Annotated in this window: 31 protein-coding genes; 13 read left to right on the top strand and 18 right to left on the bottom strand. The window is 57.6% G+C overall.

Going from position 1 to position 26,029, the window contains the following annotated elements; all coding sequences use genetic code 11:
• Position 1: 1 nt before the first annotated feature.
• The 9 genes from AC3WPZ_RS03575 to AC3WPZ_RS03535 all read right to left on the bottom strand — a co-directional run bounded on the left by AC3WPZ_RS03575 (position 2) and on the right by AC3WPZ_RS03535 (position 6,242).
• Positions 2-445, bottom strand: coding sequence for a DnaT-like ssDNA-binding protein (locus AC3WPZ_RS03575; protein ID WP_492438209.1), 444 nt, complete (start codon positions 443-445; stop codon positions 2-4).
• 3 nt (positions 446-448) lie between these two features.
• Positions 449-610 (bottom strand): hypothetical protein, encoded by a 162-nt coding sequence (locus AC3WPZ_RS03570; protein ID WP_492438207.1) that lies wholly within the window; start codon positions 608-610, stop codon positions 449-451.
• 114 nt (positions 611-724) lie between these two features.
• On the bottom strand, positions 725-1,735 hold the full coding sequence (locus AC3WPZ_RS03565; protein ID WP_492438205.1) for a major capsid protein: 1,011 nt from the start codon (positions 1,733-1,735) through the stop codon (positions 725-727).
• A 184-nt stretch (positions 1,736-1,919) separates the two neighbouring features.
• Complete coding sequence (locus AC3WPZ_RS03560) at positions 1,920-2,678, bottom strand: hypothetical protein (protein WP_492438203.1); 759 nt, start codon at positions 2,676-2,678, stop codon at positions 1,920-1,922.
• Positions 2,679-2,710: 32 nt separating this feature from the next.
• A complete protein-coding gene (locus AC3WPZ_RS03555; protein ID WP_492438201.1) occupies positions 2,711-3,985 on the bottom strand; it encodes a DUF4055 domain-containing protein in 1,275 nt (424 codons plus the stop codon).
• A 66-nt stretch (positions 3,986-4,051) separates the two neighbouring features.
• Complete coding sequence (locus AC3WPZ_RS03550; RefSeq protein ID WP_492438199.1) at positions 4,052-4,195, bottom strand: hypothetical protein; 144 nt, start codon at positions 4,193-4,195, stop codon at positions 4,052-4,054.
• Positions 4,192-5,502 (bottom strand): terminase large subunit domain-containing protein, encoded by a 1,311-nt coding sequence (locus AC3WPZ_RS03545; RefSeq protein WP_492438197.1) that lies wholly within the window; start codon positions 5,500-5,502, stop codon positions 4,192-4,194. Before AC3WPZ_RS03545 ends, AC3WPZ_RS03550 begins: the two co-directional genes overlap by 4 nt.
• Positions 5,486-5,782 carry a hypothetical protein gene (locus AC3WPZ_RS03540; RefSeq protein ID WP_492438195.1) on the bottom strand — a complete coding sequence of 99 codons (297 nt, stop codon included), beginning with the start codon at positions 5,780-5,782 and terminating at the stop codon, positions 5,486-5,488. The genes AC3WPZ_RS03545 and AC3WPZ_RS03540 overlap by 17 nt, the downstream gene beginning before the upstream one ends.
• Positions 5,775-6,242: a hypothetical protein gene (locus AC3WPZ_RS03535; RefSeq protein ID WP_492438193.1), complete on the bottom strand. Its 468-nt coding sequence runs from the start codon at positions 6,240-6,242 to the stop codon at positions 5,775-5,777. Before AC3WPZ_RS03535 ends, AC3WPZ_RS03540 begins: the two co-directional genes overlap by 8 nt.
• A 136-nt stretch (positions 6,243-6,378) precedes the next feature.
• Here AC3WPZ_RS03535 and AC3WPZ_RS03530 point away from each other — a divergent pair, with 136 nt between their 5' ends.
• The 3 genes from AC3WPZ_RS03530 to AC3WPZ_RS03520 all read left to right on the top strand — a co-directional run bounded on the left by AC3WPZ_RS03530 (position 6,379) and on the right by AC3WPZ_RS03520 (position 8,328).
• Positions 6,379-7,362, top strand: coding sequence for a hypothetical protein (locus AC3WPZ_RS03530; RefSeq protein WP_492438191.1), 984 nt, complete (start codon positions 6,379-6,381; stop codon positions 7,360-7,362).
• Between the two features lie 137 nt (positions 7,363-7,499).
• Positions 7,500-7,835: a hypothetical protein gene (locus AC3WPZ_RS03525; protein WP_492438189.1), complete on the top strand. Its 336-nt coding sequence runs from the start codon at positions 7,500-7,502 to the stop codon at positions 7,833-7,835.
• Between the two features lies 1 nt (position 7,836).
• Positions 7,837-8,328, top strand: a complete 492-nt coding sequence (locus tag AC3WPZ_RS03520) for a hypothetical protein (RefSeq protein WP_492438187.1) — start codon at positions 7,837-7,839, stop codon at positions 8,326-8,328.
• Between the two features lie 641 nt (positions 8,329-8,969).
• Here AC3WPZ_RS03520 and AC3WPZ_RS03515 read toward each other — a convergent pair.
• Positions 8,970-9,113 (bottom strand): hypothetical protein, encoded by a 144-nt coding sequence (locus AC3WPZ_RS03515; RefSeq protein WP_492438185.1) that lies wholly within the window; start codon positions 9,111-9,113, stop codon positions 8,970-8,972.
• 335 nt (positions 9,114-9,448) lie between these two features.
• A complete protein-coding gene (locus tag AC3WPZ_RS03510) occupies positions 9,449-9,688 on the bottom strand; it encodes a hypothetical protein (RefSeq protein WP_492438183.1) in 240 nt (79 codons plus the stop codon).
• A 909-nt stretch (positions 9,689-10,597) separates the two neighbouring features.
• Here AC3WPZ_RS03510 and AC3WPZ_RS03505 point away from each other — a divergent pair.
• The 4 genes from AC3WPZ_RS03505 to AC3WPZ_RS03490 all read left to right on the top strand — a co-directional run bounded on the left by AC3WPZ_RS03505 (position 10,598) and on the right by AC3WPZ_RS03490 (position 15,650).
• Positions 10,598-13,825 (top strand): plasmid replication protein, CyRepA1 family, encoded by a 3,228-nt coding sequence (locus AC3WPZ_RS03505; protein WP_492438181.1) that lies wholly within the window; start codon positions 10,598-10,600, stop codon positions 13,823-13,825.
• 69 nt (positions 13,826-13,894) lie between these two features.
• On the top strand, positions 13,895-14,254 hold the full coding sequence (locus AC3WPZ_RS03500) for a hypothetical protein (protein ID WP_492438179.1): 360 nt from the start codon (positions 13,895-13,897) through the stop codon (positions 14,252-14,254).
• The gene (locus AC3WPZ_RS03495; RefSeq protein ID WP_492438177.1) at positions 14,142-14,648 is read left to right on the top strand and encodes a hypothetical protein; all 507 of its coding nucleotides are present in this window, start codon (positions 14,142-14,144) and stop codon (positions 14,646-14,648) included. The genes AC3WPZ_RS03500 and AC3WPZ_RS03495 overlap by 113 nt, the downstream gene beginning before the upstream one ends.
• 270 nt (positions 14,649-14,918) lie before the next feature.
• The gene (locus tag AC3WPZ_RS03490; protein ID WP_492438175.1) at positions 14,919-15,650 is read left to right on the top strand and encodes a GIY-YIG nuclease family protein; all 732 of its coding nucleotides are present in this window, start codon (positions 14,919-14,921) and stop codon (positions 15,648-15,650) included.
• On the opposite strand, the gene AC3WPZ_RS03485 is transcribed toward AC3WPZ_RS03490, so the two are convergent.
• On the bottom strand, positions 15,636-16,220 hold the full coding sequence (locus AC3WPZ_RS03485) for a tyrosine-type recombinase/integrase (RefSeq protein WP_492438173.1): 585 nt from the start codon (positions 16,218-16,220) through the stop codon (positions 15,636-15,638). The two genes, AC3WPZ_RS03490 and AC3WPZ_RS03485, sit on opposite strands and share 15 nt — an antisense overlap.
• A 676-nt stretch (positions 16,221-16,896) precedes the next feature.
• Between AC3WPZ_RS03485 and AC3WPZ_RS03480 the strand changes: the two genes are divergently transcribed.
• A complete protein-coding gene (locus AC3WPZ_RS03480) occupies positions 16,897-17,580 on the top strand; it encodes a hypothetical protein (protein ID WP_492438171.1) in 684 nt (227 codons plus the stop codon).
• Between the two features lie 39 nt (positions 17,581-17,619).
• Here the strand turns inward: AC3WPZ_RS03480 and AC3WPZ_RS03475 are convergent, their stop codons facing one another.
• Positions 17,620-17,892: a hypothetical protein gene (locus AC3WPZ_RS03475; protein WP_492438169.1), complete on the bottom strand. Its 273-nt coding sequence runs from the start codon at positions 17,890-17,892 to the stop codon at positions 17,620-17,622.
• Positions 17,889-18,062, bottom strand: a complete 174-nt coding sequence (locus AC3WPZ_RS03470) for a hypothetical protein (RefSeq protein ID WP_492438167.1) — start codon at positions 18,060-18,062, stop codon at positions 17,889-17,891. Before AC3WPZ_RS03470 ends, AC3WPZ_RS03475 begins: the two co-directional genes overlap by 4 nt.
• Before the next feature lie 556 nt (positions 18,063-18,618).
• Between AC3WPZ_RS03470 and AC3WPZ_RS03465 the strand changes: the two genes are divergently transcribed.
• Positions 18,619-19,020: a hypothetical protein gene (locus AC3WPZ_RS03465; RefSeq protein WP_492438165.1), complete on the top strand. Its 402-nt coding sequence runs from the start codon at positions 18,619-18,621 to the stop codon at positions 19,018-19,020.
• A gap of 16 nt (positions 19,021-19,036) precedes the next feature.
• Here the strand turns inward: AC3WPZ_RS03465 and AC3WPZ_RS03460 are convergent, their stop codons facing one another.
• A complete protein-coding gene (locus tag AC3WPZ_RS03460; protein WP_492438163.1) occupies positions 19,037-19,324 on the bottom strand; it encodes a hypothetical protein in 288 nt (95 codons plus the stop codon).
• Positions 19,325-19,485: 161 nt separating this feature from the next.
• Between AC3WPZ_RS03460 and AC3WPZ_RS03455 the strand changes: the two genes are divergently transcribed.
• The 4 genes from AC3WPZ_RS03455 to AC3WPZ_RS03440 all read left to right on the top strand — a co-directional run bounded on the left by AC3WPZ_RS03455 (position 19,486) and on the right by AC3WPZ_RS03440 (position 23,646).
• On the top strand, positions 19,486-20,058 hold the full coding sequence (locus AC3WPZ_RS03455) for a hypothetical protein (RefSeq protein ID WP_492438161.1): 573 nt from the start codon (positions 19,486-19,488) through the stop codon (positions 20,056-20,058).
• A 260-nt stretch (positions 20,059-20,318) separates the two neighbouring features.
• Complete coding sequence (locus AC3WPZ_RS03450; RefSeq protein ID WP_492438159.1) at positions 20,319-21,947, top strand: DNA internalization-related competence protein ComEC/Rec2; 1,629 nt, start codon at positions 20,319-20,321, stop codon at positions 21,945-21,947.
• An 85-nt stretch (positions 21,948-22,032) separates the two neighbouring features.
• Positions 22,033-22,335 (top strand): helix-turn-helix transcriptional regulator, encoded by a 303-nt coding sequence (locus AC3WPZ_RS03445; RefSeq protein ID WP_382159533.1) that lies wholly within the window; start codon positions 22,033-22,035, stop codon positions 22,333-22,335.
• A 12-nt stretch (positions 22,336-22,347) separates the two neighbouring features.
• Entirely contained in the window at positions 22,348-23,646 is a 1,299-nt protein-coding gene (locus AC3WPZ_RS03440) for a type II toxin-antitoxin system HipA family toxin (RefSeq protein ID WP_492438157.1), read from the top strand.
• 6 nt (positions 23,647-23,652) lie between these two features.
• Here the strand turns inward: AC3WPZ_RS03440 and AC3WPZ_RS03435 are convergent, their stop codons facing one another.
• The 3 genes from AC3WPZ_RS03435 to AC3WPZ_RS03425 are packed head-to-tail and all read right to left on the bottom strand — an operon-like array spanning position 23,653 to position 26,029.
• Complete coding sequence (locus AC3WPZ_RS03435) at positions 23,653-24,435, bottom strand: enoyl-CoA hydratase/isomerase family protein (protein WP_492438155.1); 783 nt, start codon at positions 24,433-24,435, stop codon at positions 23,653-23,655.
• Positions 24,436-24,452: 17 nt separating this feature from the next.
• Positions 24,453-25,217, bottom strand: coding sequence for a GntR family transcriptional regulator (locus tag AC3WPZ_RS03430; protein WP_382159528.1), 765 nt, complete (start codon positions 25,215-25,217; stop codon positions 24,453-24,455).
• Complete coding sequence (locus AC3WPZ_RS03425; RefSeq protein ID WP_492438153.1) at positions 25,217-26,029, bottom strand: alpha/beta fold hydrolase; 813 nt, start codon at positions 26,027-26,029, stop codon at positions 25,217-25,219. Before AC3WPZ_RS03425 ends, AC3WPZ_RS03430 begins: the two co-directional genes overlap by 1 nt.

The raw sequence follows: 26,029 nt of genomic DNA, 5'->3' as shown, positions 1-26,029 counted from the left end.
GTCAACCTCTCACTAGGCGAACGGTTGACGTGCTGACAAGATGGCCACGTACGAGCATCGAAATGCGGTACAGGTGGTCTTGCTTGAACGGGATTGCGTAGTTGATGGCTTCGGTGATTGGACCGACGGCGACAGTGCTCGACGTGATCAATGGGTCTTCTTGGGCGAACACGTTCAAACCCTGCTCGATCATCAATGCCAGTTCGACAGTGGCGTCGGCGATGTGATGTGGGATGCTCGTCGAGCCGTCACGAGGCCATGCAAGTGGCTGCTCAGAGTCAGTAGGCTCGCCAGCGAAGCGAAGTCCGTAAATGTCATCGAGCGAGCGTGTAGCGCGCTTCAGCGAAGCTTCAGGGTCGGACAGATCGTCGAGGCCCATCAATGCGATGTACTCAGCTGCGTGCGCCTCGTCTGCGTATGTGTTGGTGCCAACGACTAGAGCCATGGGTTACTCCTTGACTTCAGGCTTGACCTTCTTGGCGCTCAGTGCATCGACTTGCTTCTGTAGGTCATCGACCTTTGCTTCGATACGGGTGAGGGCGTCGAGGATGCTGTTCTTGAATTTTTGGTCCGCCTCTTGACGAAGCGCCGCTGAAAAATCTACTGTCATGGAGTCTCCTATTGAGTGCGCTGTATTTATCTGTGTGGTGCCACCAACGAAAAAAGGCTGACCCTGTGAAGAGCCAGCCTTTGAGGATTGCCAACGTAGAGTTGACTTCTGCGATTACAGGTTGTGGACCAGTGCAGCAACACCAATTTGCTTGTCTGTGAAGACCTTGCTCCAGTTGGATGCAGTAGCAAGTGCTGCGTCGGTAGGCAGAGCGGTAGTTGAACCGACCCATGCAAAACCGTTAACGTGGTACGCGAAGGTGTCGCGGACGATCAGGCTATCAACACCACCGGAGTTACCGGCGAGTGGGTTGCGGTAGAGTTCGACCGCGTCAGGGGTCACAGTGGAACCGAGGCTGATCGCTCCTGGCTGGATGATGTACGAGGTGTACACCGTGCCAGAAGTCGTACCAGCGCGGACTGGTGCGGTGTCATCGACGAGAAGGGTGAAGCCTAGGTAGGTACCGAAGCCAATGTCTTGGGCGTTCGTTGGCTGGCTAACAACCAAGTTCGCCTTGAGCATTGCTACCCAAGTCTTAGAGTGGATTACGAGAGCGCCGCCGTTGCCAGCGTTGTCGCCCCAACCGTTACCGATGGTGTCGATCAATGCGCCTGCGGAGAACTTGTTTGCATCAGCAAGACCAACGGTTGTTTCAAGTGCGATCGTGTTAACGAGGTTTGCAGCACGGGTTTCGTTGATCGTTCCAGCCAATACGCTCAATAGCGAAGCCTGACGGACCTTGTTTTGATACTCGCCGAACTCTGCAGCTACCGTCGCGATTGGGTCTGCGCCGGAAATTTGGGAAGTAAGTGAAGCAGCAGACCACGGCTTGTTGCGCTGCATGCGAACAACAACCTGCTTGCTGGACGTGAGCTTTTCAGCTTCAGCAATGACAGCTTCGTCATCCGATGGGACCAGTGCAGCAACGGACGAGGTGTCGATGTGCTTGAACGATGGGAACGACGCAACGTAGCCGCCAGTAGCGAGGAAGTTGCTGATCGCTGGGTTCTGAGTAACAAGACCAGATGTGATGAGCTTGTTCTTGACAACGGATTGTTCGTTGACGTATCCGGCGAGAATGGATGGGACGATTACGTCCGCGAGTTTTGTGACTTCGTTAGCCATGTGGGAACCTCTTAGGTGGGTTTTGAAGAAAGCTTGTGCTTCGCCTTTTCTTCCCCACTCCCTGAGTCACCCTTGATGACCGCAGAGGTATCCTTTGGATAAACCGATGAGTGACCCTTGATCACTCATCGCCTTAGGCTACGAAAGATTGCGTTGCGAACTATTTATTGAGTTCGCACTGATGTCACGGAAGCTTGACGTTGAATTCAGCGGCCATACGCTGCGCTGCTGCCTTGTCTTGGTGATACAGCTTCATCTGTTCAGTGACGTTCTTCGTGACTGGATTCCAAGGGTTTGCTGCCACGCTCGCACCGGAAGACTCCTTGCCGCCAGTTCCGCCGGCTGTTGGTGCCTCGAAGGCACGCTGATAGATCGCGTTGGTGCGAAGCTCAGAGATCAAGTCCTTGACGGACGCTTCCTTGCCGTCGTCCTTCAGCATCGGCCCCCCAGAGGCGTTGAGGACGGTAATCTTCAACTTGCCATCAACCATTTCTGATCGGACGCGGCTGCGGACGTGAGATTCCAGAAGTTCAGGGACGCCCTTTGCTTCACGGATTTCAGCGTTGATCTTTGCGGACACCTTTTCGTTGAGGATGGCCGCTTTGAGGTCGGCAAGTTCTTGTTGTGCAGCGCTCAGCTGTCCGCTGTAGTGCTTCTTAACGTCCTCGACGTTGCCAGACTTCTCAAGGACTTCCTGCTCCGCCTTCTTGCGTGCTTGCTCGGCATCTGCGGCTTGCTTCGCAAGTGCTTCCATGCCATCGAGGCCGCCATACTGCTCAAACCTCTTGTTCAGTGCGGCTTGGTTGCCAAGCAGCTCATCACGTTTTGTCTTCAGGCCTCGCGTTTGGGCTTCGACGAGTGCAGCGACTGCAGCTTTGTTGGCTTCGCTCTCAAGGAACGACTTCAGTTCAGGCGTTGCGTCTTCAGGGATTTCGAATTCCATTTGTTCTCCGTTGTTCTTATGGACAGTCTTATTTACTGTGTTGGCGTCGATGGATCGACTGGTTCGCTCGTGGTCTTCAGGTCAACAGCGAACGAGGTATCGATGACGACGCGTCCGGTGACTTCACCCAGCCCGAGGTAGAAGCCCGTGAGGTACATGGCCTGTTCAAGCGCGTCACCCAGCGACAGCGCGTAGTCCTTCAGCAGCGAGTTGCTTTCAGCTGCGTTGATGGCGTTCTCAGTAGCCGTCGTGTTGCCCGAGCGTGGGGCAGTGAGCATCAAGCCCAGCGCTTCCATCTTCTGCTCAAGGTCTGCAAGGTCGTCTGCACCAGCGGTAAGTGCCGTGCCCGTCGTCTCAACCCACTTCGCGTTGCCTTTCTCCCCGGTTTTCAGAATGGAGTGAATGCTTAGCTCAATCTCCTGGTCGTTGCCATTTCCATCCAGCGTGGGTTCTAGGCCGCTGACATGCAGGAACGGGACGCGAGCTACGTGGAGGATGTTGCGTTGCTCTGACGACGACTGCCAGTGCGCAATGTTCGTTTCAGCCAGGTCAAGCAGCGGAGGTGTGCCAATGAAGAAGCCTGTACGGTTCGTGTACGCACACACCACAGGGATTTGCGGAACGCCTTCGACAATGCCGCTGTCATAGACAACCCAGCCGCCATCGACCTCACGGTAGATGGTGAACACCACCGGGCCGTTCGGGCTGGCCTGTGTAAAGGCCTTCACCTGTTCGATGGTCGTCTCATCCAGGCCATCTGGTGTGACCTCAAGTGCATACTCAAGGAAGCGGAAGTGTGTAAGGCGCTCGGAACCGTTCTGGAACTCGGAGTACGCTGCAAGCACGTTGCGCGCTGGAATTGAAATCCAGTATGGTCGATCACCTGAGGCCATCGCATCAGCAAGTGTCAGTGGTTGCTCAAGGCGACGTGGGAAGTCAACGAGCATGTACGACGCACCACGATTCATTGCGTCGGAGAACAGCGCCTTTGCAAACTGCGTCAGGTCTCTGTTCTGCGCGTCCACATCCTGCGTGAAGATTGCACCTAGCTCTGTCGGGTAGCCTTCGACGGTGATGTCATTTGAAAACGCGCGCGCAACTGCGTGCTGTATAGCTCGCTTGTAGACGTTGAAGAGGGTAGTGCGGTTGACCCGCGTGATGTAGTCTTTCTCGGACTCTTTGGGGTTGCGTGGAAGGTACCGTTCGCCAGCACTACGCATGGTCGTCGTGCCACCTTGCAAAGAGTCAACCATCTCCCATTGACTCTCGACTCCCCTGAACTTGTTGCTTTTCTTGTTTGGATTCATTGTCCTTCCTAGTGCATGCGTAGCACTATTTATGTCGTCATGTCACTAGCCTGACGTGCCCGCAACTCACTGGTTGTGGATCGGCGCTGTGTTGATGTCTTTGATGATGTCGATGATGATTTCCTGCTGTTCCTCGGACATCCGGTCCCATGCGACGAGCATGCATTCGCTGATGAGACTTGCTGTTTCGGAAAATTCGGAATTGGTCATGCGACAAGCTTCAGTTGATGGAGTGGCATGCCCATGCGGATCGGCCAGTTCTTGTAGATCAGGTAGCCCAGCGCATCGAGCGGGCCGTCGATGTAGGTCTTTGCCGTTGACGGAAGACCGATGAGTTCGTTCTTCTTCGGTGCACCGTTTTTGTCCCACACTTGCGACATCAGGGCCTTGTGCAGACCTGGGCAAGACGCCTTGTTGATGTGCAGTCGTCGTTCCTTCTGGCCGTTCAGGAACATCGCATTGACGCTGTTGACACGATCACGAATTGGCGGGTTCTTCGACAGACTGCGCAACTCGAATCCAGCTTGATCTAACAGCGCGTGACAGCTGTAGTCGGAGTTGGCACTACCGCTCGATCCAGAGGCATCTGGGTAGATGAGGGTGTTGTAGCCAGAGAATCTGCGGTTCAACCTCTCTGCAAGGTCCATGGTGTTCACTGCGCCTAGCAGCTCGTCAAACACGTAGACTTCGTTGTTGCGGATCACTGTGGCAACGGCTGACATCCCGTTGTGGTTGAAGTCAACGCCAATGTGGATGCGCTCGTTGACACTGATGTCGGCAAGGGTGAGTGAGGTCTGATTCTTGCCAAGCTCGAAGCCGTATTGGTCGTAGACCACGCGACCATTCATGTTCACGAACTCGCCGTTCAAGTACGCTTCAGCGATCTCTGGCGGGTACTGCGATAGAAGGTGCGGGACGTAGTGATCCGGCAGGAATGGGTTGTCTCTTGTCTTCCCTCTGATGATTCGACGCTGCGACTTCAGTTCGGGGTTTTGATTGATGTCATCGACGAAGTGCTGCCACGCAAACTTGTAGCCTTCGGGCGTGGTGGTAGCGCATGCCTGGAAAACGCTACCTTTGCGCAGACGTGACACCAGAAGCTTCCACGCTGCAGAGGCAACGTCGGCTTCGATGAGGTCAAGCTCGTCGATGAGGAACGCGGCGGCGTTGATGCCAGCTGCACGCTTGTAGGTTTCCGCAGCCATGATGTGAATCTTGGTGTTGCGGCCCTTGATGATGATTTCAAAGATCAGCTTCGACTTGTTGAAGTGGAACTGAAAGCCATGAGCACGAAGGAAGTCCTCGATGGCTGGCACCAGTACCTTGTCGGCCATGCCGTAGGTTGGTGAGAGGCCGATGAGTTCGTGGCCTGCGTTGTGCATCGCAAGCAGGCAGAGCTTTACAGCAGCGGCGTAGGTCTTGCCGCAGCCGTAGCCACCTACCAGGGCAAGTTCGGGTGATGTCGTGTCAGCGATGAAAGCAGCTTGGTGTGGCAGTAGGTCAAGATTGATGTTCATCAACCACCTGCCAACGATCACCCCTGCGATCACGCTTGTTGCGTTGATCCTGCCCGATAGAGTGGTTGTAGTGCGTGCGTGCTTTGACGACCACTCGCACGAAGGTTGCGGCGTCCTTACGCTTGAGACCTTTGACGACCTCTTCGTTCGGGTCGTCTAAGTCACTGCTGATCTCGACCATGCCTGCACGAAGCTCTGCACGCAGCTTCTCCCGCTGTATGCGGATGATCGCGGTCGCCGTGATTGGGTGCTTGCGCGGCCGTCCTCTGTTCTCAGCCATCAACGTCGCCCTCAGGCTTTGCGCTGATGACGTTGACATTGACGTTCACGTCTGCGCCGGAGTCCTCGATTGACAGCGTGACACCGTGCGAATCGCTCATGCCAGCGATAGCCTTTGCGGCGAAGATGGCGTTGACTGGTTGGTTGGTGTCCAGACCGTTCGACACGATCTTTCGATACAGCAGGGCATCGACTTCGGCCTTGCCTTGACGCCATGCAGGAGCGAACAGCTTTATCAGTTCATCCCGTGGCACTGCGAGTAGGTCTGCAATCGTCGTCATTGGGCACCCGTCGAGTGCCATCTGATACACAAGCTGCTCGATGCGCTCGTAGATTTCGACGATGTCTTTGTTGGACCAAAGCTCCTTGAACTCGTCTCTTCGGTGACGCCATCCGTCGTCAGAGTCGAGTGGGATGTACGCTCTGATTGGCTGGTTGGGTCCTTTGTTGGGTTTCGCCATGAAATACCGCTCCTATCACCTGCAACGGTGCAGGGTTCGCGGTATTTATGAGAGTGAGACTGATGTCTATGAGGAGGCTGCAGCCGAGCCGTGTTCACGTTTGGTTACGATGTGGCTCTTACAAGGAGAGAGACGCATGGCGTGGGATGACATCAGCAAATCATTGGGTACCGTAATCGACGAGAGGTTGTCGAGTCCGCTCGTCAGCAGCTTTGTGCTCTCGTGGTCGCTGTTGAACTACAAGGTGTTTTTCATTCTCTTTGCGGACATGCCGCTCGCAGCGCGGTTCGAGTGGATGCATGCTGAGCGTTTCGCTGGCATGCACTTCTGGTCGAACGGGATAGGGCTGCCATTGATCTTCGCCATCCTGTACCTGTACGCGCTGCCGATACCTGCCCAAGAGGTCTACAGAATCTGGCGAATCAACCAGAAGAAGAACGATGACATCAAGGCTGAGTACGACAACCTGAAGCCGATTCACCCCGATCAGGCACGCGAGTATCGTCAAAGGTTTCGTGACTTTGAAGACAACGAGGAGAAGTTCAATGCCCTCATTCAGACGCAGCGCGCTGACTTGAACAAGGCGAAGGAAGAGATCGCGGAGCTTAAAAGAGAGGCCTTGGATGCGGCAAAGATCGTCGCTGAGAGCAAGGGGGTTCGGGACCGGCTTGTTGACGTAAGCGAACAACTTGCTGCGGAGAAAGAAATCTCGAAGCAACGAGCCCAATGGTTGGACGACCTTATTCAAGCTGCAGCAATTAAAGATGGGAACGTCGAGGACGAGCTCGATACTGTTTTCAACGCCATCACAGCAAGCTTGGTTCAAAGCGGTGTCAGTAACCAAGACCAGTTGAACAATGTGCGCAAGATTGCAAAGCCAATCGAGATGTTCCGAAGAAACTTGGTCAATGTTGCAGCGCGCATCGATAGAGAGATCAAGCTTAGAAAGCTGCAGGAGTATCCGGTTGCCCCAGCGCCGAATCTGCAGCCCAACGGGGAGGACAGCCCTCCCATTGAGCATCGCAGTAGAGAAGTGGACTACGTTTCAAATCCTGGCGGCGGCTTCCAGAAGACTGTTAGCACGAATATGAGGCCATCGAGCGAAGGCAAATTGCCCTGAAGTCAAGGTTCGGAAGTGCTCCATACGTGAACTAAGTCACCACCGGACTGCTTCAACATCGAACTACCCGAACTTCGACCTCAAACGGCGAGCAGACCATCGCTACACTGCGCGTGGCTACCAACATCTGAAGCAGTATGCGCAATATTCTTTTGGCCTTCATGACAACCATTTCGCTCGCTGCGTGTGGGATACCCAACACCGACTTTCCAGATGATGTCACCAAGCTTGAGTTGACAGCGGTAGACAGATGCGTCTCGCTGATTAGCCAGCAGTTGCCATCAAGTTACTCCCCACAATCAGCAAAGCTCACCCGGTTGCTCTCCGACAGCCATGTGGAGATAGATGAGGGCAAGGAGCAAGGAGGCCACTGCTTCATGGACTCCAGTGGATTCCCAAAAACTGCGCGTGTCCAGCAAAAAGACGACTGGAAGCGGTGGGAGCTCTCGCGTGGCTGGTATGGAGCGTACTGACATGAAAAACCTTCTGATCGTGGCGATCCTTCTTGCCCCGCTTTCTGGGTTTGCTCAGTCTTGGAAGGTCAAAATCTCAAAAGACGAGATGACTAACGGCCGAGATGTTCAAGTGTGCGCGCTCTCACTGAATACAGTCCAACAAGGGTTCCCTTACAACCGAGGCACAACTAGAGCCAGGCTGTGCGCATACAACAGGTCCGACGGATGGACGGCAACATTGAACATTTCACAAGGCCAGATCATGTGTGAAGCCATGGGCGACTTCCAGCTGAAAGTTGATGAGCAGGAAGCTAAGACTGTGGAGTGCGAAGGCACTGCAGACCATGATTCAGAATGGGGCTTCTTTGAAGCTGGTTACGTGAGCGTCAAAGACTTCATCCAAGCAAAGCAGATCATTCGAGTGCAGGCTACGCTGTATCAGTCAGGGTCGCCCATCTTCCGATTTCCGCCAATGGACAAGAAGGCAATCGAAGCTCTTGATGTGAAGTGAGCCTGTTTCAACCAGTGGGGACGGTGCAACGCTGGAACATTCTGTTAGTGCTCAGAGGTGATCAAACGCAATAGGTACAGGCCAATACATCAAAGCGACCGGTCACCTCTGAGCCAGCTGTGGTCAACTAACTACAGACGTTGATCACCTGAAGCACAGTGGTTGAATGATCATTCAACGGTGGATCAGGAAGTTTCTACAATAGGAAGGATGTTCCTGTAACCCAAGATTCTTCGGTAACTGCTTGGGTTGCCTGAGGAACCAAAGTTACCAGTCCCCGGTTGGCTACCGTGGCTCCAGATAGCACCGTGATTCCCAAATACTTCTGGTTATATTGGGCGGTTGGCTACCGTGGGTTCCTGAGCGCCCCAGCAGGAATGCAAAAAAGTACAGCTGTACTAATTTCCCGAAAGGCTGGCTCGTCACCTCAAGTGCCAGGGATTGTCATAAGAAGAATGTTCCTGGCCCCCGGACGGGCTCGCTCGGCATCCGAAAATGGCCTTTCCTGTAGCAGAGGCCAAAAGCCTGGGCTAATCGTTGACAGCTGCCAGCCCCGTGTATTGCCGGAGGTGTCTGGTGAGGCCCAGAGGTGTCAACCTGCTTTTTCTCTAAAAACCCAGAAGACCCGGAAGAAGGGCGCATTACTTGGGCAGGTTCGAATAGACCAGCAGAGCCACCAAAAGGATCAACAACACGATGACGAACATCGCTGCTCCAAAGCGGTGTTGGTCCATGGTTTCGATCAGCTTCGTCAAGCTCGGCAGGTTGTTGAAGACGATTTGCATGTGGGCTCCAGAATCGTGTGCGGTTGCAGGGCATCTTGCATGCTTGGCACGTCAGGCAGTCCCACCTGACTCGTACTCAGCGCATGGACGAATCCTAGCGTCACGACCGATCTGGCGTCACCGACAATTTTTCGCAGGTCGTTGTTTTAACCTAAAAAAGTCGCTGTGTACCTCAGAACACCATTAGTGTTTGAGCACTAAAGTTCCTGAAATTTGGAGTCTGGCAGGTGTAGTCGCCGTGATTCTGCCAGCCACCTGGATGTCGGGGAAATCGGACTGAGGCGTCGTTCTGGTCGTTGCGGCCAGGGCGTGGCCGAGGTGAAAAGCTGACAGTGTTACTTCTTCGGGTTCGTGAGAGAGTCCCACATTGCATCTTGCAGTTGCTTCGAGCGCTTCGCTTCAGCTGCACGCCACTTCGCATGCGCCTTAGGATCGTTCTTCTGCCACTTCGCAATCGCTTCCTTGCATCCTGGCACATCGTTGTAGAAGAAGCTTTCGTTCACGCACGCAGGAGGTTCACTGCTACATGCAGCAAGAGGAACGAGTAGTGCGAGTGCAATCATCGCCGACTTCATAGTTGATCCTTTAATTGCGCAAAAGTACGCAATTAATTTTAAATTGCAGGTCATTGGAAGTACACAGTAGATTTAATCAGCAAGACCGCGAGTTTCGTTGATGAAGTAGCGCTTCGATCTATTGCCTCTAGGACCGAGCACGCGCCGTTTCAACCTGATGTTCCAATGGGCACCGATTGTGTGATTCCATGTTTGCGTCGATGCGTACACCGGATCAACCAAACGGACTTTGAAGAGCCTGTTGTAGTAGTCCTTGCGAGCTTCGTAAGCTCGCGCAAGTGCGGTCATTTCGTCTCGCGTGATTTCTCGCGTGTTACCTGAAAGCAGTTCGTGTATAGGCAATGCAGCTGCAGTGCACAGTTCTTCACACAACACGTCATAGATTGATATTCGCATAATGGCTCCTATTAAAGAGTCTATTTATGCAAAGCTGATGCACCACGAATCAGCTGGTGACACCCGGCAGTCCGGGGTGTCTCAGTTTTTACATTAGTGTACGACAGTCGATAAACATTAATGGCAAAACAGGACACCAAGCCTGGAAAATCCCGGATTCCACCCCATCTGGGAAAGTCCAAGAATCCCAAAACCGAGTCCGGTTCAAAAGTCCGAAATCCGACTTGGTGTCCTCACTTGCGCCTTAATATAGACAGTCGATACATTAATGTTAAAACTATTGCACCAAGTCACTCCGAATCGATGAAAAGTCCGTGATGGAAGTGACAGGGACTCGCGTTTTCATCGATTTTGGGTAGGAATTGGATCAACCTGAAATCCCTGAAAAGATCGCAATTGCAGTAAATAAACCGTTAGGAACAGCTGTAGGAGTCATGACCTGCAGTGGCAGTGAATGTGTAGTGGCATTCACTGCCCCTTACACCACTACAACAAGGGAGCAACGACCACCACATGAACAGCAATCACACCTTCAAGCTCGCTGAGCTCAAGCACACCAAGGACGGTGAACCACGAGTAACCACTTACACCGTCGAATCGTTCGTCAGCAAGGTCCGTCAACCTGAAGCGTCACCGACACTGTTCCAGGCCTACCACTTCCAGAAGGCCGAACAGAAGAGGTTGACCATTGAAGCCTCGGAAGCGAACAGCCTTGGGAATGTCGAGCGCTACAAGCAGCTGAAGGCAGACGCCAACCATTACAAGGACTTCATTGATCGCACCAAGATGGGCAAGGCTGTCATGCCCTTCATCTGGAAGAACGATCGCACCTACAAGGTCAGCGACAACGGCTTCAAGCAACGCGATAACGCCCACATCACGCACTTCTCGCTCGTCATGCTCGATGTCGAATCGCACATCAGCAAGGACGAAATCCATGCAGCGCTGAACGGATACGAATACGTGCTCTGGCCGTCGATCAGCCACACGCCTGACGATCCTCGTTTCCGTGTCGTCCTCTTTCCTGCACAGCCTCTGACCACTGCGGAAGCGGAAGCCCTGATCTACCGCATCGACTTCCACCTTCCTGCTCGCAACGATCCGTCGAAGAAGACGCAGGCAATCGACCCTGCATCGCTCGAAGCAGGGCGGCTGATGTACCTGCCGAAGTGGCTCACGGCACACCCTGAACGCTACGCAGACTCGTTCGTCCACAACCGCGGCCAACTGCTCACCGCTACCAGCTTCGCGCTTGACGCTCAAGGGCTCGAAGCGCTGAGTGCTCGACAGGCGAAGGCCAAGCAGCATCAGGCGCAGTCAACCCGTGCCAGCGTACAGCGAATCACTGCATCACCGAGCAATCACGCAATCGTCATCGAGCGCAAGGGCACCGTCTGGCTCAACCCTGAAGGCACGCTCGAAACGGACCAGGGCTTGATCGTCGTCAGGGAAATCACCGGCAAGATCAGCGGTGTCCGCTGTCCTCTGCACGTCGATACCATCGGCTCCGAGTTCGTGGCAATCAACAAGCACAGCGGCAGACCTCAGCTTGTCTGCGCAAAGTGTGGGGTGTTCAAGATGCTGCCGTTCGATCCGAAGGACGAAGCTCTTGCAGATGACGGTGGCCCTGAGACGCCGAGCACGCTCACACTCGTTCGCAAACCGCCTTCTACGACCGACGATCCCGTTGCAGCTGCAGCAGAACAGCGCAACGCTCGCAAGGTCTCCGAACTCCGCAAGCGCAGCACGCACGGCAGTGCCTCTGTCACGCTATTTGAGTCTGACAACCTCGTGCGTCTGAACAGCCGCTATCTCCCTGACGATCTGCTTGACCTGATCCCTGCAAAGGGCGTCACGCTCATCCGCTCGCCTAAAGGCACTGGCAAAACCGAACTCATCAGCAAGATCACTGCACAGTGCGAGGCACAGAACCAATCATCGATGCTGTTGGGTCATCGCGTGGTGCTTCTGAAGAACCTTGCAGAGCGCACCGGCTTGGACTACTACCGTGACCTTGAAGATGGCGGCATCTCTGCGCAGTTCGCCGTCTGTCTCAACTCGCTCACACGTCTTCGCCCTGGCACCGACAACCCGTATCACACCGTCATCATCGACGAGTCTGAACAGGTGCTGCAAGCGCTCACCTCACCGACACTGAACAAGATCGGCGGGGATCTGTCCAAGATCTTCTACAACCTTCAATGGCTCTTCCACCACGCGCAACGCATCATCCTTCTCGATGCTGACTTGACTGCGGAAATGTCCATCGAACTGCTGACGGAGATTCGCACGCCACGCGAGGACGACAAGTACCTTGGCATCATCAACGACTACCAGATCGGCCAAGGGCAGGAAACGAAGCTCTACGAGAACTCTGGACATCTGCTTGTCCACGCTCTTGACGCAATCGACACCGGCGAAAAGGCCTTCATCACCACGAACAGTCGCAAGCTCGCAACGTCCATTGCCGCAATGATCGAGGACATGGGCAAGAAGGTGCTGCTCGTCACTGCAGAAACGAACGAACTGCCTGAGTGCGTCGATTTCATCAACGACCCTACTAACGAGTGCAAGCACTACGACGCAGTAGTTGCATCGCCTACGCTTTCGACAGGTGTGTCCATCGACGGCAACCACTTCACACGGGTCTACGGCATCTTCGGCATCAACCCGGGCACGTACCAAGACGCAGACCAAGCGCTGTCACGCGTGCGCAACTGCTCCAACGTCTCTGTCTACATCCAAGGCCACACCAAGGACATGGAAGCACCAGACGGCGCAGAGATTTACAACAAGCTTATCGATGTCGAACGCGGCTCGCGCATGCGCCTCTACAACGAAGAGCACCCGCGCATGACGCAAGGCGAACTGCTGTGGGCACGCATCATCACCAGCATTCGCGTGATGCATGGACTGTGGTCCGTCAACAAGGATGTGAAGTTCGCTGCTCTCCGTGAAAGCCTTGGCTACACGTTGATTCCTGTGTTCAAAGACGACGACGCTGCAAAGCTCGGTCGCTCGCTGATGACCCAGTACAAGAACGCTGGTGGTGATCGTGCAGAGGCAGTGTTTCACGCAGAGGTGATCAACGAAGTGACTGCCGCCGAACTCGGCCGCAAGCGTCAGACCTCGCACGACGAGTACCTTCAGCTTGAGCGCTACAAGCTCGCTGTTGTCCTCGGTGATTCGATGACGCTTGAAAGCGTTCGTAAAGCCTTGAAGCAGAACCTGCTGATGGCCTTGGGTGCTGTGCGAGCGCTGCACATCACCAGCCATGCTGACCTCATGGAAGCTGACCTTACGGACCGCAACGTCAACAAGGCCACCTTCACCGCTAGCCGTCACCGCACCATGCGTCGTGACCTCACCGAATGGCTCACCACGTCCGCAGGCATCGACCTCACCGGCATCTACGAATCGTTGAAGGCCAAAGAGGATGTCGAAATCCCTGTCGCAACGCTGGCTGAGGTCGCAAGCGCCTACGCCAAGCGCCAGAAGGACTTCAACTTCTACTTCAGCGCTCGCATCAAGGAACCTGAATCGCCAGCAAACATCATGAAGGTCTGGAATGCGACGTTGGGTGAACACCTCCGGTTGCCGCTAGTGAAGAAGAAGCGCGGCCCTCGTGATGCTCGTGTCTCGCGCTACTACATCCAAGCTGAAACGCTAGACCTCTTCTACGACCACCTCTTCGACAAGCAAGAGCTTCGTGTCACCTTTTCGGGAGGGTCGAAATCCTGAAATTCCACGCCTTCTTACTAAATAAAACTGCAGCAATCCTGCTGTTTCCATCTGAAGGGAAGGCGCTCAATGAACACACAACAACCAACCACCCCAACAACCGCTGACGAAATCATCAGCCTTTTTGTCGGGATCGAGAGTGAATTAAATATTGTCACGGAGCTTCGCAGAGAGTGCGCAGTCCACCGTGAACGACTGATCGAGCATGGCACATGCACCATGGATGTACTGCATCAGTACGACGAACTCCAAGAGCAGTTCAACGACCTTATCCAGCAACGCTACAGCGTGATCGATCTCGCCATCAACAACGGCCATGACGCAGGCCAGCTTCTACGAACTGCAGTCGCAAAACTACAAGAGCGAAAAATCTATGACGAGGACATCGAAGAAATCAGAAGGTGCCTTCAAGCGCTGGGCAAATCCTGAAGCCCGAGCGAAGCAAGCCAAGATGTTCTCGGCAGTGACTACGGAGCGTTGGGCAGACCCTGTGAAGCGCGCTGCTCTGTCGCAGAACCTGGCTGATGCATGGGCAAGCAGAAAGGCTGCTAAGTCAGCGGCCTCAGCTTCCGAGTTCGTGCGCCTCGGTGTACCCGCCGATCTGCTGACCACGACAACCTCGATGCAGGAAAAGCGCGTGAGTCGCATGCTCGCCAAGGCTGACCCTGAACGCTACGCAGCCCTGATTGCTCACTACCAAATTGAAGAGCTAACCACGATGCATCAGGCCATCGTAATTGGTTGGATGCTGTTGGAAGGAAGGCACTTGGACATCTACGACACCAGGAAGACGACGTATCGTTGGTGGTTCAACGGTCAATAAATACGAAGACCGCCAACTTCAGAAATTCTCGGTTATCGAGGTCAGTTGTTCATAGCTTAGATTAGACCTCGATTGAAGCCCACGTTGTGTAGCCATTTCAACGTGGGCTTCTTCATGTCTGCTGATCGGTGCTCGAATAAATACCAATGAAGAAATTACTCCTCTTCATTTGCCAAGGGTAGGGGTACCTTTTGCAGCACACAAGTCAAGCCCGTAGCAATGCGGGCTTTTCTTTGCCTCGCCTAAATATTCCTTTTCACAGGGAATTGAATGGCAGGAGTAATCTACGTTTTAGTTGGCACCAAGAAGAACGGTGAAGAAGAAATCTTCTACGTGGGTCGTGCTGATGACGCGTCCTCACGTTTCAAGCAGCATCTTCGTGACTGCGCGAACCCCAACAACCCCAAAGCCGCCTATGAACACGCACGCCACGCGTACTCAGGAGTCTTCACGCTTGAGGTGATTGCAAAAGAAGACGCGTCAAACACTGAGGAGTTCTGGCGAAGACAGCTGATCCTCGATGGCCACACGCTCTACAACGCCACAGGTGGCAACTCCGTTGTCCCCAAGAAGCGCACCACATCACCAGTCGCCAAGGCGTTCCGTGAAGTAAACGCCAGAGCAGAGCGGGAAGAGCGCCACACGTCTTCAGCACAAGTCCTCACACGTCCTCAAGTCCTCGCCCAACGCGTCCTCAACGGCGTTCCTACCGCTGGCGAGCTTCACCAACAAGTCTGGATCGAACAGCCACCAGAGAGCATGGGTGAGAAGCACATGAAGGGTACTAAACGCTGCGAGCTTCTGAAGTACGGAGACTTCAGCATCTACCTTGGGTGGAAGGGACCGTACAAGTGCGTGGCACGAGTCTTCAATAGACATCGTCACACCGAGCTTGGTTGCACTTACGAGTCTTCACGCACCCCGGCTGATCGCCTGAGAGTGCTGGATACGCTGGTGAAGCTTTGGGCTGACCCTACCAGCTGGCAATCACAAGGTAACTGAGTAGGCCTGCTTGACTTCCTCTTGCATGCGGCCCATGTAGACCAACGTCGTTGCTTCGCTAGAGTGGTTCAGCATGTGCATGAGGGTTGCAAGCTTCACATCGTGCTCGTCATAGCGAACCCGAACACCAGTCTTGCGGGCGGTGTGGCCGCTGAAGTTGCCTTCAAATCCTGCCGCATTGCACCAGTCCTTCACCATCCGTCCCCATGTTGCCGTCGTGAGCGGACCACGCTGGCCGGAGTAGATGTAGCTGTGATCGCAGATGGCCCGCCATGCGAAGAGGACTTCACACACTGACCGGGGGAGGGCTATGACTCGAATCTTGCCGGTCTTCTGCTCGTGAAGCCGGATTTCGCATCCGCCGTTTTCACCTTCGTGGAGGTCTTCCCATTGCAGGTTGACCAAGTCACCTGAACGGAGCATCGAGTGGGTTGCCAACGTCCAGAGTGCCAGGCCTCGAACATCATCAGCCAAATGTGCCTTGATCATCGCAACATTGGCACCGGTCTTAATCGGATCGGTCGTTGTGACCTTTCCTTTGTGGCTTGGAATGTGACCAGTTTTAAACATTTCAACTCCAGAAAGATGATGAGTTGATTTAATGTACCCCGCTGCAGACGGAAGTACACAGTTATTAGGCGGTTCCTACAATTCTTTTCCCAACCTGCTAACCAGAGGTCAACGAATAAGTAATAGATTATTCGCAGCATCAAGGGGGCATCATGGTCACAGGTAAAGAAGTCGGTCGATGGGTAATGGGAATCGCTGGCGCGCTTCTGACTTCGCTCATGATCTTCGCATCGTCAACGCTATACAACGTAGACAAGAACACCGTCAGAATTGAAAAGCATTTGGAATTTATTACCAAAATTCTCGGCGATCACAGAAACGCCCTGGACGACCACGAGCAACGTATTCGTGCTCTCGAATCAAAACAGAGATTAAAATGATTGCAAAGCCTACAGGGTGGAAGGCCCTCTCACTCAAGTTCGCAACATTCGGCGTTGCACTACCCGAGATCATCCAACAGCTGGCGGACTACGCAGGCTTGTTCGCCCTGCTTCCTGCGGAGTGGAGGCTTGGCGCTTACGCGGTTGTAGGCGCTGCGCTACTACTGGCGAAGCTCGTGACACCTCAAGGTCGCCCTGACAGCTGAAGTCTTCACTGTTTTCGCGGATCAAGGTCTTCTCAGCCCTCTGCACACCCAGTAGAGTCCTCGAATTGTTTCGACTCTGGGTGTCACAAGATGAAGAAGTTTCTTGCATGGGTGGGCGTTGCTTGTGTCTCGTTCATCGTTTTTCCCTTGCTCGTCGCTTGGGCCACCGAGTGGATGAAGGTCAATGGCTATATGCCTACCAGCCCCACCAATTATTGGGGTTCGTTTTCCCGATGGTGGGATGAATTCTCGAAGTGGACATACGATTACTTTTCAGCCACCTTCATTTACGTCCTTGTACCTTTCGCCGTTGTTGGCTTTTTGGCGATGTTAGCTATCCTTTCGTCAAGGTTCAGGGCATTCCTAATGAATCTTTTCAAGGCAAGTAAACGTATTGTTGCTTCGACAACTCCCGTAATTTCTGTTGATCGTGACGTGGCTACTCAATCGAATGCCGAGCGGTTTCATTTGAGCGGTCGAACTTTTGCTACAGACGCTATGGTTCTGACACCATCAGCACATCAGGAATTGGCAGCGGCGAGCGTCACTGCGAATGGCAAGCGGGTAATGCGCTTGTTTGTGGACGGCGCAACAAACGTGACGCGTGAGGATATTGCAGTAAAACTAGGCTGGACGGTACAGAACGCAGCCAGGGTCGCCGGGTTTCTCAGACAAAGTGGCTTTATTCGACAGGTAGAGTCCGCACGAGGACAGCGCACATATGTGCTCACGCAGCAAGGTGAATTGTTTGTCGAGCGCTTGAAGCGGTCATGAGAAAGGGACCGCGATGGTCCCTTCGTGGGGTGAAGAGGCTCAGTACTCTTCTGGCAGAAGCAACGTCGTCACGGACCTATCCCATTCGGTGATGATCCAAACTTTGTGCTTGGCGTCCGGCACATGGTACGCACTGAAGATGCGCGAGCCTTCGATCAGAGCCTCGTCATTCCGGCACTTGTCCTCATGGCCTAGGTCGCCCCAATCGCCGTTCTCGTGGCGCTGCAACAGGGTGCCCGGATGGACTCCCTGTTCTTCCAAAAGGGTCATGGCTCCCGGAGTTGCCATGACCCGCCCAAGCGGGAATTTCATTCCAAGAACGTGAGGTACTTGCCGATCTTCTCTTGGAGCTTCTTGAGGTCATCTGCAGAGACCTTCTTCTGCAGGACTGCCCGGCCCAATTGTTCGTCCAGGCGCTCAAGCAGAGGCTTGGCGGGCTTTGCGACTTTGGGGGTTTTTGCTGCGGGAGTAGAGGTAGCCATTTTGAAATTCCTTGAAGTTTAGTTTCGATGTATCGGTCAGAATCAACCGATATATGAATACTATCTAGTTACCCAAGGTTGGGCCAAAAAAGAGGCGTAGAACACGAAACCGTTACACTTCTTCCGGCCAGCAGCCCAATGGCTATGCGGGTTTCAAGGCGTGGCTGTATGCTTATACAGATGTGGTTGGCTGTTGAACTTCTGTATGACCGTGGCATTGCGTGTAAGCCACGAAACGTCCTCGTAGGCGAGTTGCGCTCGGACGAGACGAAGGGGATTCACTCCCTACGTCTGATGAAGTTGAGCCACATGAACGGCAAGGACATCGAGCCGTTGGCGGTGCTTTGGAAGCCCGAGATCGTGCGAGTCGGCAACAGCATCATGCGACTTCGGGGCCTTGAGGCACGAGGGAAGGGACGTGACCGTCAGTGGTTTGCCCAGGTCTGGCACTGCGATGTGCTCACGCACTCACAAGCAGCGAACTACGGGAAGCCCAGAACCGTGCAAGGTGCGCTACCGTCTGCGTACGATAGCGCGTAGGTTTGGAGGCTTACCAATGACTCAATGTTCTAAATGCGGTCACCCACTCGCAGATGCTCACACCGTTGAAGAGCAGGAGGCGCTGACGGCCCAGCCGTGCCCGAACTGCGGCGGCTTTGGTCGATCAATGGGAGCAAGTCAGGAAGAGACGATCACCTTCCGAGATGGCAACAGGTTCAAGCTGAAAAGGCAGGGTGAACGCACCGCCTACGTGGAAGGTGTCAACGAACCTCTTTTTTCGCACGACCGTGGAAAGCTTGTGCATCAGGAACGTCTGATAGATCGAGACAACGATGCCTATGCGAAGGATCTCACCGACTATGAAACTGGTGAAGTGTTCTACACGGTACGCGAGCCACTTTCAAAGCATCAAGGGCGCGGCGATGCCAAGCTCAAGAAGCCCAAAGGGGCTAGCTAAGTTTGCCCTCGGCGTATCAGTGAACGCCCTTTGCGGCCTTGAGTGCTTCGATGCCAGATGGCGTGATGTGCACGTACTCAGTCAACGTGTCATCGTCTTCCAGTGGGTCGCCCGCTGGACCGCTGCACTCAATGAAGCCATTCTTCGCCAGCCGGTCGTAGACGGCCATCAGCAGTGTGTGGTCGCCAAACGGGTTCACGTCTTTGACCGCTACGTCCTGAAACTCAGGGTCACCATCGTCAGCCTCTTCAAAGGCCTTGTCCAAGATGGCACTCAGCGCCAGAACTTCGGTATCGATGAGCATGATCACTCCGTTCAAAATTGCCTTTTGCTGGTATGCATCGAGTCGCTGCGAGGGTCGGTTCTCCCCGGTTTCATAGCCCTACTAAAGACATGGTTTTGCCATCCATCCATTTTCAAAGTATCATTTTGCCCATTCCATTCATCCAGATAAGCGAGGTCAACATGGAACAACTGAACAAGGCCGGGCTGATCCAATTCGTCGAGATGATCACCGAGAAGGGTTGGATCAACCCTAACACCGGCGGCGGCTGGAAGGCTGCGGTTACCAAAATCCTGGGCGATGTTGATGCCAATGAAGACGTGCGGAAAATTGATGTATCGACGGCCATCCGGCGTTACAACAACCTGCACCCCGGCGAACTTGCGCCAGCCTCCCTGTTGCAGTACGAGAAGCGGGTCAAGCAGGCGATTGATCAGTACCAGAGTTACGTCGCTGATCCAACGAAGTACAAAGCTCCCGCACGACCAATCACGGCCACACCAGCGAAGAAGGCCGAGAAGGCCGACAAGACAGCGCAACGCACGAACTCGGCGGTGAGCGACGCGGTGATCATCGATGTGTCGCCCACGCAGCCGCCCCAACCGAAGCCGCTCTACTTGGCAACGGAGGCCAACCTCGTTATGCCGTTCCCTTTGCGGTCGGACTACTTGGCGCAGGTCGTCATCCCACGGGACATGACGAAGGCTGAGGCTCAACGACTGTGCGCGTTCATCCAAACGCTGGCGCAAGAATGATCAAGATGGGTGAAGGACTGAGCGTGCTACCGCCCAGCCCTTCGTTGCAACAACGTCCGTGGAGGACAGCTCAACTCGTGAGCCTGATCAAGTGGAAAGGACTGGTGATGTAAATGACCATCAGGAGAGACTAAACCACCCAATGGGTCGAGGTTGCACTCGACCCATTTTTCATTTTACGTGGACATCCGGATCGCTGGTAGTTCCATCCGCGGATACCACCAGATGAAATAACTAAAGTAACTTTTATCGGATTGCACGTGACGCTGTTCGCCTGGCTGGCCACGGCGCTGGTGGGCGCGCTCTGGCGGCGCCTGGCGCTGCGCTGGCCCAAGGCCTTGCTGGCGCTGCCCACGCCCTGGGCGGCGGGCCTGGGTGGCGTGGCGCTGGCCACGGCGTACGCGCTGTTCTCGGGCTGGGGCGTGCCGGCGCAGCGCACCGTGCTCATGCTGGCCGTGGTGGTCGGTCTGCGCCTGTCGGTGCGGCAGTGGCCCTGGCCGCATGTGTGGCTGCTGGCCATGGCGGTGGTGCTGCTGCTCGACCCCTGGGCCTTGATGCAGGCCGGCTTCTGGCTCAGCTTCGTGGCGGTGGGCATCCTGTTCGCCACCGACCCGGGCCGGCGCTCGCCCGCGCCCGCGCCCGAGGGCTCCTGGCCGCAGAGGGCGGCGCGGGCCTTCCTGGCCTTGCTGCGCGAGCAGGGCGTGGTGACGGTGGCGCTCGCGCCGCTCACCCTGCTGCTGTTCGGCCAGTTCTCGGTGGTGGGGCTGGTGGCCAACCTCGCCGCTATTCCCTGGGTGACCCTGCTGGTCACGCCGCTGGCCTTGCTCGGTGTGTTCGCGCCGCCCTTGTGGGATGGGGCCGCCTGGGCGGTGCAGGCCTTGTCGCTCGCCTTGCAGTGGCTGGCCCAGTGGCCGGGCGCAGCCCTGTTCCGGCCCGTGGCGCCGTGGCCGCTGGCCCTGGCGGCGGTGCTGGGCGGTGTGTTGCTCGTGTTGCGCCTGCCCTGGGTGGTGCGGCTCTCAGGCCTGATGCTGCTTTGGCCGGCCTTGCTCTACGCGCCACCGCGCCCAGCGCCGGGCCAGTTCGAATTGATCGCGCTGGACGTGGGGCAGGGCAGCGCGGTGCTGCTGCGCACCGCCGGCCACAGCCTGCTCTACGACACCGGCCCGCGCTATGGGCCGCAGCCCGACGCCGCCGACGCCGGCGACCGTGTGGTGTTGCCGCTGTTGCGCGCGCTTGGCGAGCGGCTCGACACGGTCGTGGTCAGCCACAGCGACAGCGACCATTCCGGCGGCGCGCCCTCGGTGCAGGCGGCGCAGCCGCAGGCGCGCTGGCTCTCGTCCTACGACAGCGACGCCGCGCGCCGCTGCGTGGCGGGCCAGCGCTGGCGGTGGGATGGGGTGGATTTCGAGGTGCTGCACCCGCAACCCGATGACTACGACGAGACCGGCCGGGGGCGGCTCTCCAGCAACGCCATGTCCTGCGTGCTGCTCGTGTCCAACGGTGCGCAGAGCGCCTGGCTGGGCGGCGACATCGATGCCGCGCACGAGGTGCGCCTGGCGCTCGCGCGGCCCGAGCAACGCGCGACCGTGATGCTCGCGCCCCACCACGGCAGCCAGACCTCCAGCAGCCCGGTGCTGCTCAACACCCTGCGCCCGAGCCTGGTGATGGTGCAGTCGGGCTACCGCAACCGCTTCAACCACCCCGCGCCGGTGGTGCTGGAGCGCTATGCCCAGCGCGGCATTCCCTGGGTGAACTCACCCGGGTGTGGCGCGGCGACCTGGCGCAGCGCCGAGCCCGACCGCGTGGTGTGCCAGCGCGAGGTCGGTCGCCGGTACTGGCACCATCTTGGCAAGCAGGAAAATGATCAATATAATGATCATAATAATTAAAATGATCAATTAAACGATCAAATTGGTTTGCTGAGTCGAGCGAAAAATGATAAATTGACTTATCAAAATCATCAGAAAGCTCAACATGACGAGCATCGTTCAAGACGTTGAGGGCGCACGCAAGGCCGCATCGCTGACGCAAGAGGAACTGGCGCAGCGCGCCGGCGTCAGCCGCATGACCGTGTCGCGCATCGAGGCGGGCATGGATCCCAGGCTGTCCACGCTGCAGGAACTGGCCCGCGCCATGGGTATGGAGCTGATGCTGGTGCCGCGCGCGCTGCGCGCCGAGGTGGAGGGCTTCCTGCGCTCGGGTGGGCGCGTGCTCGGGCAGCCCGCGGGGGCGGGTGCGCCGAAGTCGCTGGTGGACCTGCTGGACACACCGGCCTGAAAGGGGCCGGCCGTGAGCACCTTCATCCGTTACCTGCGCCTGTCCCTGCACACGCCGGCGGGGGAGAAGCAGCCCATCGGCTACCTCTCGCAGTACGGCGACATCCTGCGCATGTCCTTCGACGAGCCGTACATGAACGACCCGCGCCGGCCCACGCTGTCCATGAGCCTGCGTGGGGTGGACGACGCGGCCACCCGGCAGATCCTGAGCGCCACGCGCGACGAGCGCCTGGTGCGCAACGACGGCCGCTGGCCGGTCTTCTTCCAGAACCTCTTGCCCGAAGGCCACAACCGCGAACGCCTGGCCGCGCAAAGGGGCTGCACCACCGAGGACGAATTCGAACTGCTGGCCGCCGCCGGGCACGACCTGATGGGCGCGCTGGAAGTCGAGCCCGTGCCCGCCGACGAAGACATCCCGCAGGTGGTTCGCCACTGGCACGCGGCGCTGGGGCTCGACGTGCTGGAGCCGGGCTTTGTCGAGCTGCCGGTCGAGGACGCCGCGTCCCTGCCCGGGATGGTGACGAAGTTCTCCGCGGTGCAGGAGGGGCGGCGCTACGTCGTCAAGCGGCATGGCGTGGCGGGCAGCCACATCCTGAAGCTGCCGACCACCCGCCACCCCGAACTCGTCGAGAACGAGTACACCGGCTACCGGCTGTGTGCCGCGCTGGGGCTGGACTGCGCTCGCGCGAGCATCATCACGCGGGATCAGGCGCAGTTGCCCGAGCCGGTCGATTTTCCGCACATTCTGGCGGTCGAGCGCTTCGACCGTCGGCACGGCCTGCGCGTGCACATGGAAGAGTTCGCGCAGGTGATGGGCTATGCCCCGAGGCAGAAGTACGGCAGGGGCATCGAGCGGGACTACGGCCAGATGCTGCGCCTGCTCAACCAGTATTCGGTGCAGCCCGCGCGCGACACGCGCGAATTCCTCGGCCGCTTCCTGGCTTTCATCCTCATGGGCAACACCGACGCGCACCTCAAGAACTGGGCGCTGCTGTACCCCGATGGCATCGAGCCTCAACTGGCGCCCTTGTACGACCCGGTCTGCGTGAGCGCCTTCTTCGCCGGCATGCCGCCGGCGGACTACGGCATCAACCGCGCCATCGACGCCAGGCTGCGCGCGTTCACCTGGGCGCAGCTCGAATCGCTGCTGGAGAGCGCCGGCCTGCTGCGCAGGTCGGTGGTGTTGCGGCACTGCAAGGCACTGGTGCAGGCCGCGCAGGCGGACTGGCCGGCCTTGCTCGCGGATGCACCTCTCAACGTGCGCGAGGAGGTCACCGCGCGCCTGCGCGGCGGTGTGGCCCTGACGGCCTGAACCTGTTCAGCCGGCCTGCACGAACTGCTGGCGCGCGCTGCGGCCTTCCTGGCTGTCGCGGCAGACCAGGGCCTGGTCGGCGTCCATGTAAATGCTCGGGTGGTGCAGCGCGGTGGCGCAGGCATTGACCGATTCCTTGGTCATGCGCAGCAGGGCCGCCGGCGTTTCGGCGGTCTTGCGGGCCAGCGCCTGGGCATCTTCGACCGCGCGGCCGGGCTCGCTGATCACGTCCACCAGGCCCCAGTCGAGCGCCTGCGCGGCGCCCAGCTTCTCGCCCAGCAGGATGGCGCGCTTGGCGCGCGCCGCGCCGAGCAGGCTGGTCAGGCGCGGGATCGCGCCCCAGCCCATGTTGAGGCCGACCTTGACTTCGGGCAGGTAGAACGCGGCCCGGCTGGACGCCACGCGCCAGTCGCACGCCAGGGTGAGCGCGGCCGCGCCGCCCACCACCATGCCTTCGATGGCCGCGATGGTGAGCTGCGGCAGGCTTTCCCATGCGCGGCACAGGCGCGCGCCGCGCTGCGCCATGTCGCGCCGCTGCAGCAGGGCCTGGTCGTCCTCGTTCCACTTGGCCGGGTCCTTCAGGTCGATGCCGGCCGAGAAGATGTCGGCGGCACCGGTGAGCACGACCACCTGGATGTCCAGGGCGTCGCCGAGGTCGCGCGCGACCTGGGTGAGGGCCAGCAGCGTGTCCTGGTTGATGGCGTTGCGGTTCACGCCGCGGTCGAAGCGCACCAGGGCCACCGGCCCTTCGACGTTCACCGTCACACTCTGGCCATACGTGGTTTTCAAATCGGACTCCTTGGGGATCATGGGGCGGTCTGGTGGCGTCCCTGCACACGCGTGAGGCGGGACATGTAGCGAAAGCCGAACGGCGGGTAGTAGCTCACCGCCACTTCGAGCAGCTTGCCGGCCGGGTTGCGAAAGCGCCGCACCATCAGCAGGGCGGGATCGCTCTTGGTGTAGCCCAGGCGCTTGGCGATGGCGGCGGGGAAGGTGGCGGCCGAGATCTCCATGTCGATGGTCTCCACCGTTTCGTCGCACAGGCGTTCGAACAGCGGGTACACGCCGCCGGGTTGCTGGCCGATGTGCTCGACCACGGCCTGGTACTCCCGGCGGATGTAGATGTCGGTCCAGGAGATCGGCCGGTCGGTGCCAGGCACGCAGCGGAAGGTGGAGACCTTGAGCCAGTCCGCCGGCACGCCTTCGAGCCGCAGCTCGGTGGGGTGCGCGCTCAGCTCGGTGGTGACGCGGTGCACGCTCAGCGCCGTGGTCTCCAGGTACTGGGTGAGCTGCTCGGTGTTCTCCAGCGCCAGGCCGAACTGCGGCTGGGTGTGCTGGCGCACGACGGTGGTGCCCGTGCGCGGCTTGCGCACCACCAGGCCGAGGTCGGAGAGGCGGCGCGTGGCCTCGCGCACGGTGTGCCGGCTGACGCCGAAGCGCGCGCACAGCTCGTTCTCGGTCGGCAGGTTGCTGCCCACCGGGTAGTCCCCGTTCTTGATCATGCGCAGCAACTCGTCGCTGAGGCTCTTGTGCAGCGTGGTGCGGCGGGGAGGGCTGGGGGTTTCCGGCATCAGAGGTCCAGACGTTGGAGGGCGGCAAGGGTCTCGACGTTGAAGGTGGCCGGCTGCTCGCTGTGGGGGAAATGCCCCACGCCGGGCCACTCGAGGTACACCGTCGGAATGCCGCGCGCCTGCAGGGCGGCGTGCACATTCCGCGCGGATTCGGGGGGCACGGACCAGTCTTCGGCACCTTCAACGATCACGCAGGGGCACTGTAGCTGGTCCAGCAGGGTTTCCATGCGGAAACCGCCAAAGGCGCGGATGTCGGCGAAGGCCACCTCGGGGATGCAGCGCCGCGCGTCCATGACGATCTCCTCGGCGCGCGCGGCGTCGGTGCCGCTGCCCATGAGGGTGCGGAAGCTCACCTCGAACCAGTCGCCCGGGTTGATGCGCGCCATGTCGAGGATGGCCGGGTTGTAGCCGGAGCTCTTGACCACGTTGACCGAGGCGCCGTCGACGAACACGAGGCCGCGCACGCGCTGCGGCGCCAGCGCCGCGGCAGCGGCCACGACACCGCCGCCCATGGAATGGCCCATGAGCACCGGGCGGTCCAGGCCGAGTGCGTCGATCACCTGCAGCACATGGCGCGCGTTGCTCGGGCTGTCGGTGTGCGGGCCGCCGGCGGGCATGCCGCTCTTGCCGTGGCCCGGCAGGTCCAGCGCGTACACCGCGTAGTGCTGGCCGAAGAAGTCGAGGTTGTGCTGCCAGGACAGGCTGTCCTGGCTGGCGCCATGCACCATCACGAGGGGCGTGCGCCCGTCCGTGGGGTCGCCCGCGTGGTCGTAGTAGGCGCGCAGGCCGTCGGCCGTGGTCACGTAGGGCAT

It is taken from the genome of Hydrogenophaga sp. FW305-3-2-15-A-LB1 (assembly GCF_058787875.1).
This window is presented reverse-complemented; position numbering and strand designations above follow the sequence as displayed.

Bases quoted from the DNA above. Each gene is read 5' to 3' on its own strand.
- AC3WPZ_RS03545 (WP_492438197.1), bottom strand. From the start codon at position 5,502: ATGAACATCAATCTTGACCTACTGCCACACCAAGCTGCTTTCATCGCT.
- AC3WPZ_RS03550 (WP_492438199.1), bottom strand. From the start codon at position 4,195: ATGACCAATTCCGAATTTTCCGAAACAGCAAGTCTCATCAGCGAATGC.
- AC3WPZ_RS03555 (WP_492438201.1), bottom strand. From the start codon at position 3,985: ATGAATCCAAACAAGAAAAGCAACAAGTTCAGGGGAGTCGAGAGTCAA.
- AC3WPZ_RS03525 (WP_492438189.1), top strand. From the start codon at position 7,500: ATGCGCAATATTCTTTTGGCCTTCATGACAACCATTTCGCTCGCTGCG.
- AC3WPZ_RS03570 (WP_492438207.1), bottom strand. From the start codon at position 610: ATGACAGTAGATTTTTCAGCGGCGCTTCGTCAAGAGGCGGACCAAAAA.
- AC3WPZ_RS03445 (WP_382159533.1), top strand. From the start codon at position 22,033: ATGACGAGCATCGTTCAAGACGTTGAGGGCGCACGCAAGGCCGCATCG.
- AC3WPZ_RS03575 (WP_492438209.1), bottom strand. From the start codon at position 445: ATGGCTCTAGTCGTTGGCACCAACACATACGCAGACGAGGCGCACGCA.
- AC3WPZ_RS03455 (WP_492438161.1), top strand. From the start codon at position 19,486: ATGGAACAACTGAACAAGGCCGGGCTGATCCAATTCGTCGAGATGATC.
- AC3WPZ_RS03430 (WP_382159528.1), bottom strand. From the start codon at position 25,217: ATGCCGGAAACCCCCAGCCCTCCCCGCCGCACCACGCTGCACAAGAGC.
- AC3WPZ_RS03485 (WP_492438173.1), bottom strand. From the start codon at position 16,220: ATGTTTAAAACTGGTCACATTCCAAGCCACAAAGGAAAGGTCACAACG.
- AC3WPZ_RS03465 (WP_492438165.1), top strand. From the start codon at position 18,619: ATGACTCAATGTTCTAAATGCGGTCACCCACTCGCAGATGCTCACACC.
- AC3WPZ_RS03510 (WP_492438183.1), bottom strand. From the start codon at position 9,688: ATGAAGTCGGCGATGATTGCACTCGCACTACTCGTTCCTCTTGCTGCA.
- AC3WPZ_RS03565 (WP_492438205.1), bottom strand. From the start codon at position 1,735: ATGGCTAACGAAGTCACAAAACTCGCGGACGTAATCGTCCCATCCATT.
- AC3WPZ_RS03540 (WP_492438195.1), bottom strand. From the start codon at position 5,782: ATGGCTGAGAACAGAGGACGGCCGCGCAAGCACCCAATCACGGCGACC.
- AC3WPZ_RS03515 (WP_492438185.1), bottom strand. From the start codon at position 9,113: ATGCAAATCGTCTTCAACAACCTGCCGAGCTTGACGAAGCTGATCGAA.
- AC3WPZ_RS03475 (WP_492438169.1), bottom strand. From the start codon at position 17,892: ATGAAATTCCCGCTTGGGCGGGTCATGGCAACTCCGGGAGCCATGACC.
- AC3WPZ_RS03490 (WP_492438175.1), top strand. From the start codon at position 14,919: ATGGCAGGAGTAATCTACGTTTTAGTTGGCACCAAGAAGAACGGTGAA.
- AC3WPZ_RS03470 (WP_492438167.1), bottom strand. From the start codon at position 18,062: ATGGCTACCTCTACTCCCGCAGCAAAAACCCCCAAAGTCGCAAAGCCC.
- AC3WPZ_RS03500 (WP_492438179.1), top strand. From the start codon at position 13,895: ATGAACACACAACAACCAACCACCCCAACAACCGCTGACGAAATCATC.
- AC3WPZ_RS03530 (WP_492438191.1), top strand. From the start codon at position 6,379: ATGGCGTGGGATGACATCAGCAAATCATTGGGTACCGTAATCGACGAG.
- AC3WPZ_RS03480 (WP_492438171.1), top strand. From the start codon at position 16,897: ATGAAGAAGTTTCTTGCATGGGTGGGCGTTGCTTGTGTCTCGTTCATC.
- AC3WPZ_RS03560 (WP_492438203.1), bottom strand. From the start codon at position 2,678: ATGGAATTCGAAATCCCTGAAGACGCAACGCCTGAACTGAAGTCGTTC.
- AC3WPZ_RS03505 (WP_492438181.1), top strand. From the start codon at position 10,598: ATGAACAGCAATCACACCTTCAAGCTCGCTGAGCTCAAGCACACCAAG.
- AC3WPZ_RS03520 (WP_492438187.1), top strand. From the start codon at position 7,837: ATGAAAAACCTTCTGATCGTGGCGATCCTTCTTGCCCCGCTTTCTGGG.
- AC3WPZ_RS03495 (WP_492438177.1), top strand. From the start codon at position 14,142: ATGACGCAGGCCAGCTTCTACGAACTGCAGTCGCAAAACTACAAGAGC.
- AC3WPZ_RS03460 (WP_492438163.1), bottom strand. From the start codon at position 19,324: ATGCTCATCGATACCGAAGTTCTGGCGCTGAGTGCCATCTTGGACAAG.
- AC3WPZ_RS03535 (WP_492438193.1), bottom strand. From the start codon at position 6,242: ATGGCGAAACCCAACAAAGGACCCAACCAGCCAATCAGAGCGTACATC.
- AC3WPZ_RS03425 (WP_492438153.1), bottom strand. From the start codon at position 26,029: ATGCCCTACGTGACCACGGCCGACGGCCTGCGCGCCTACTACGACCAC.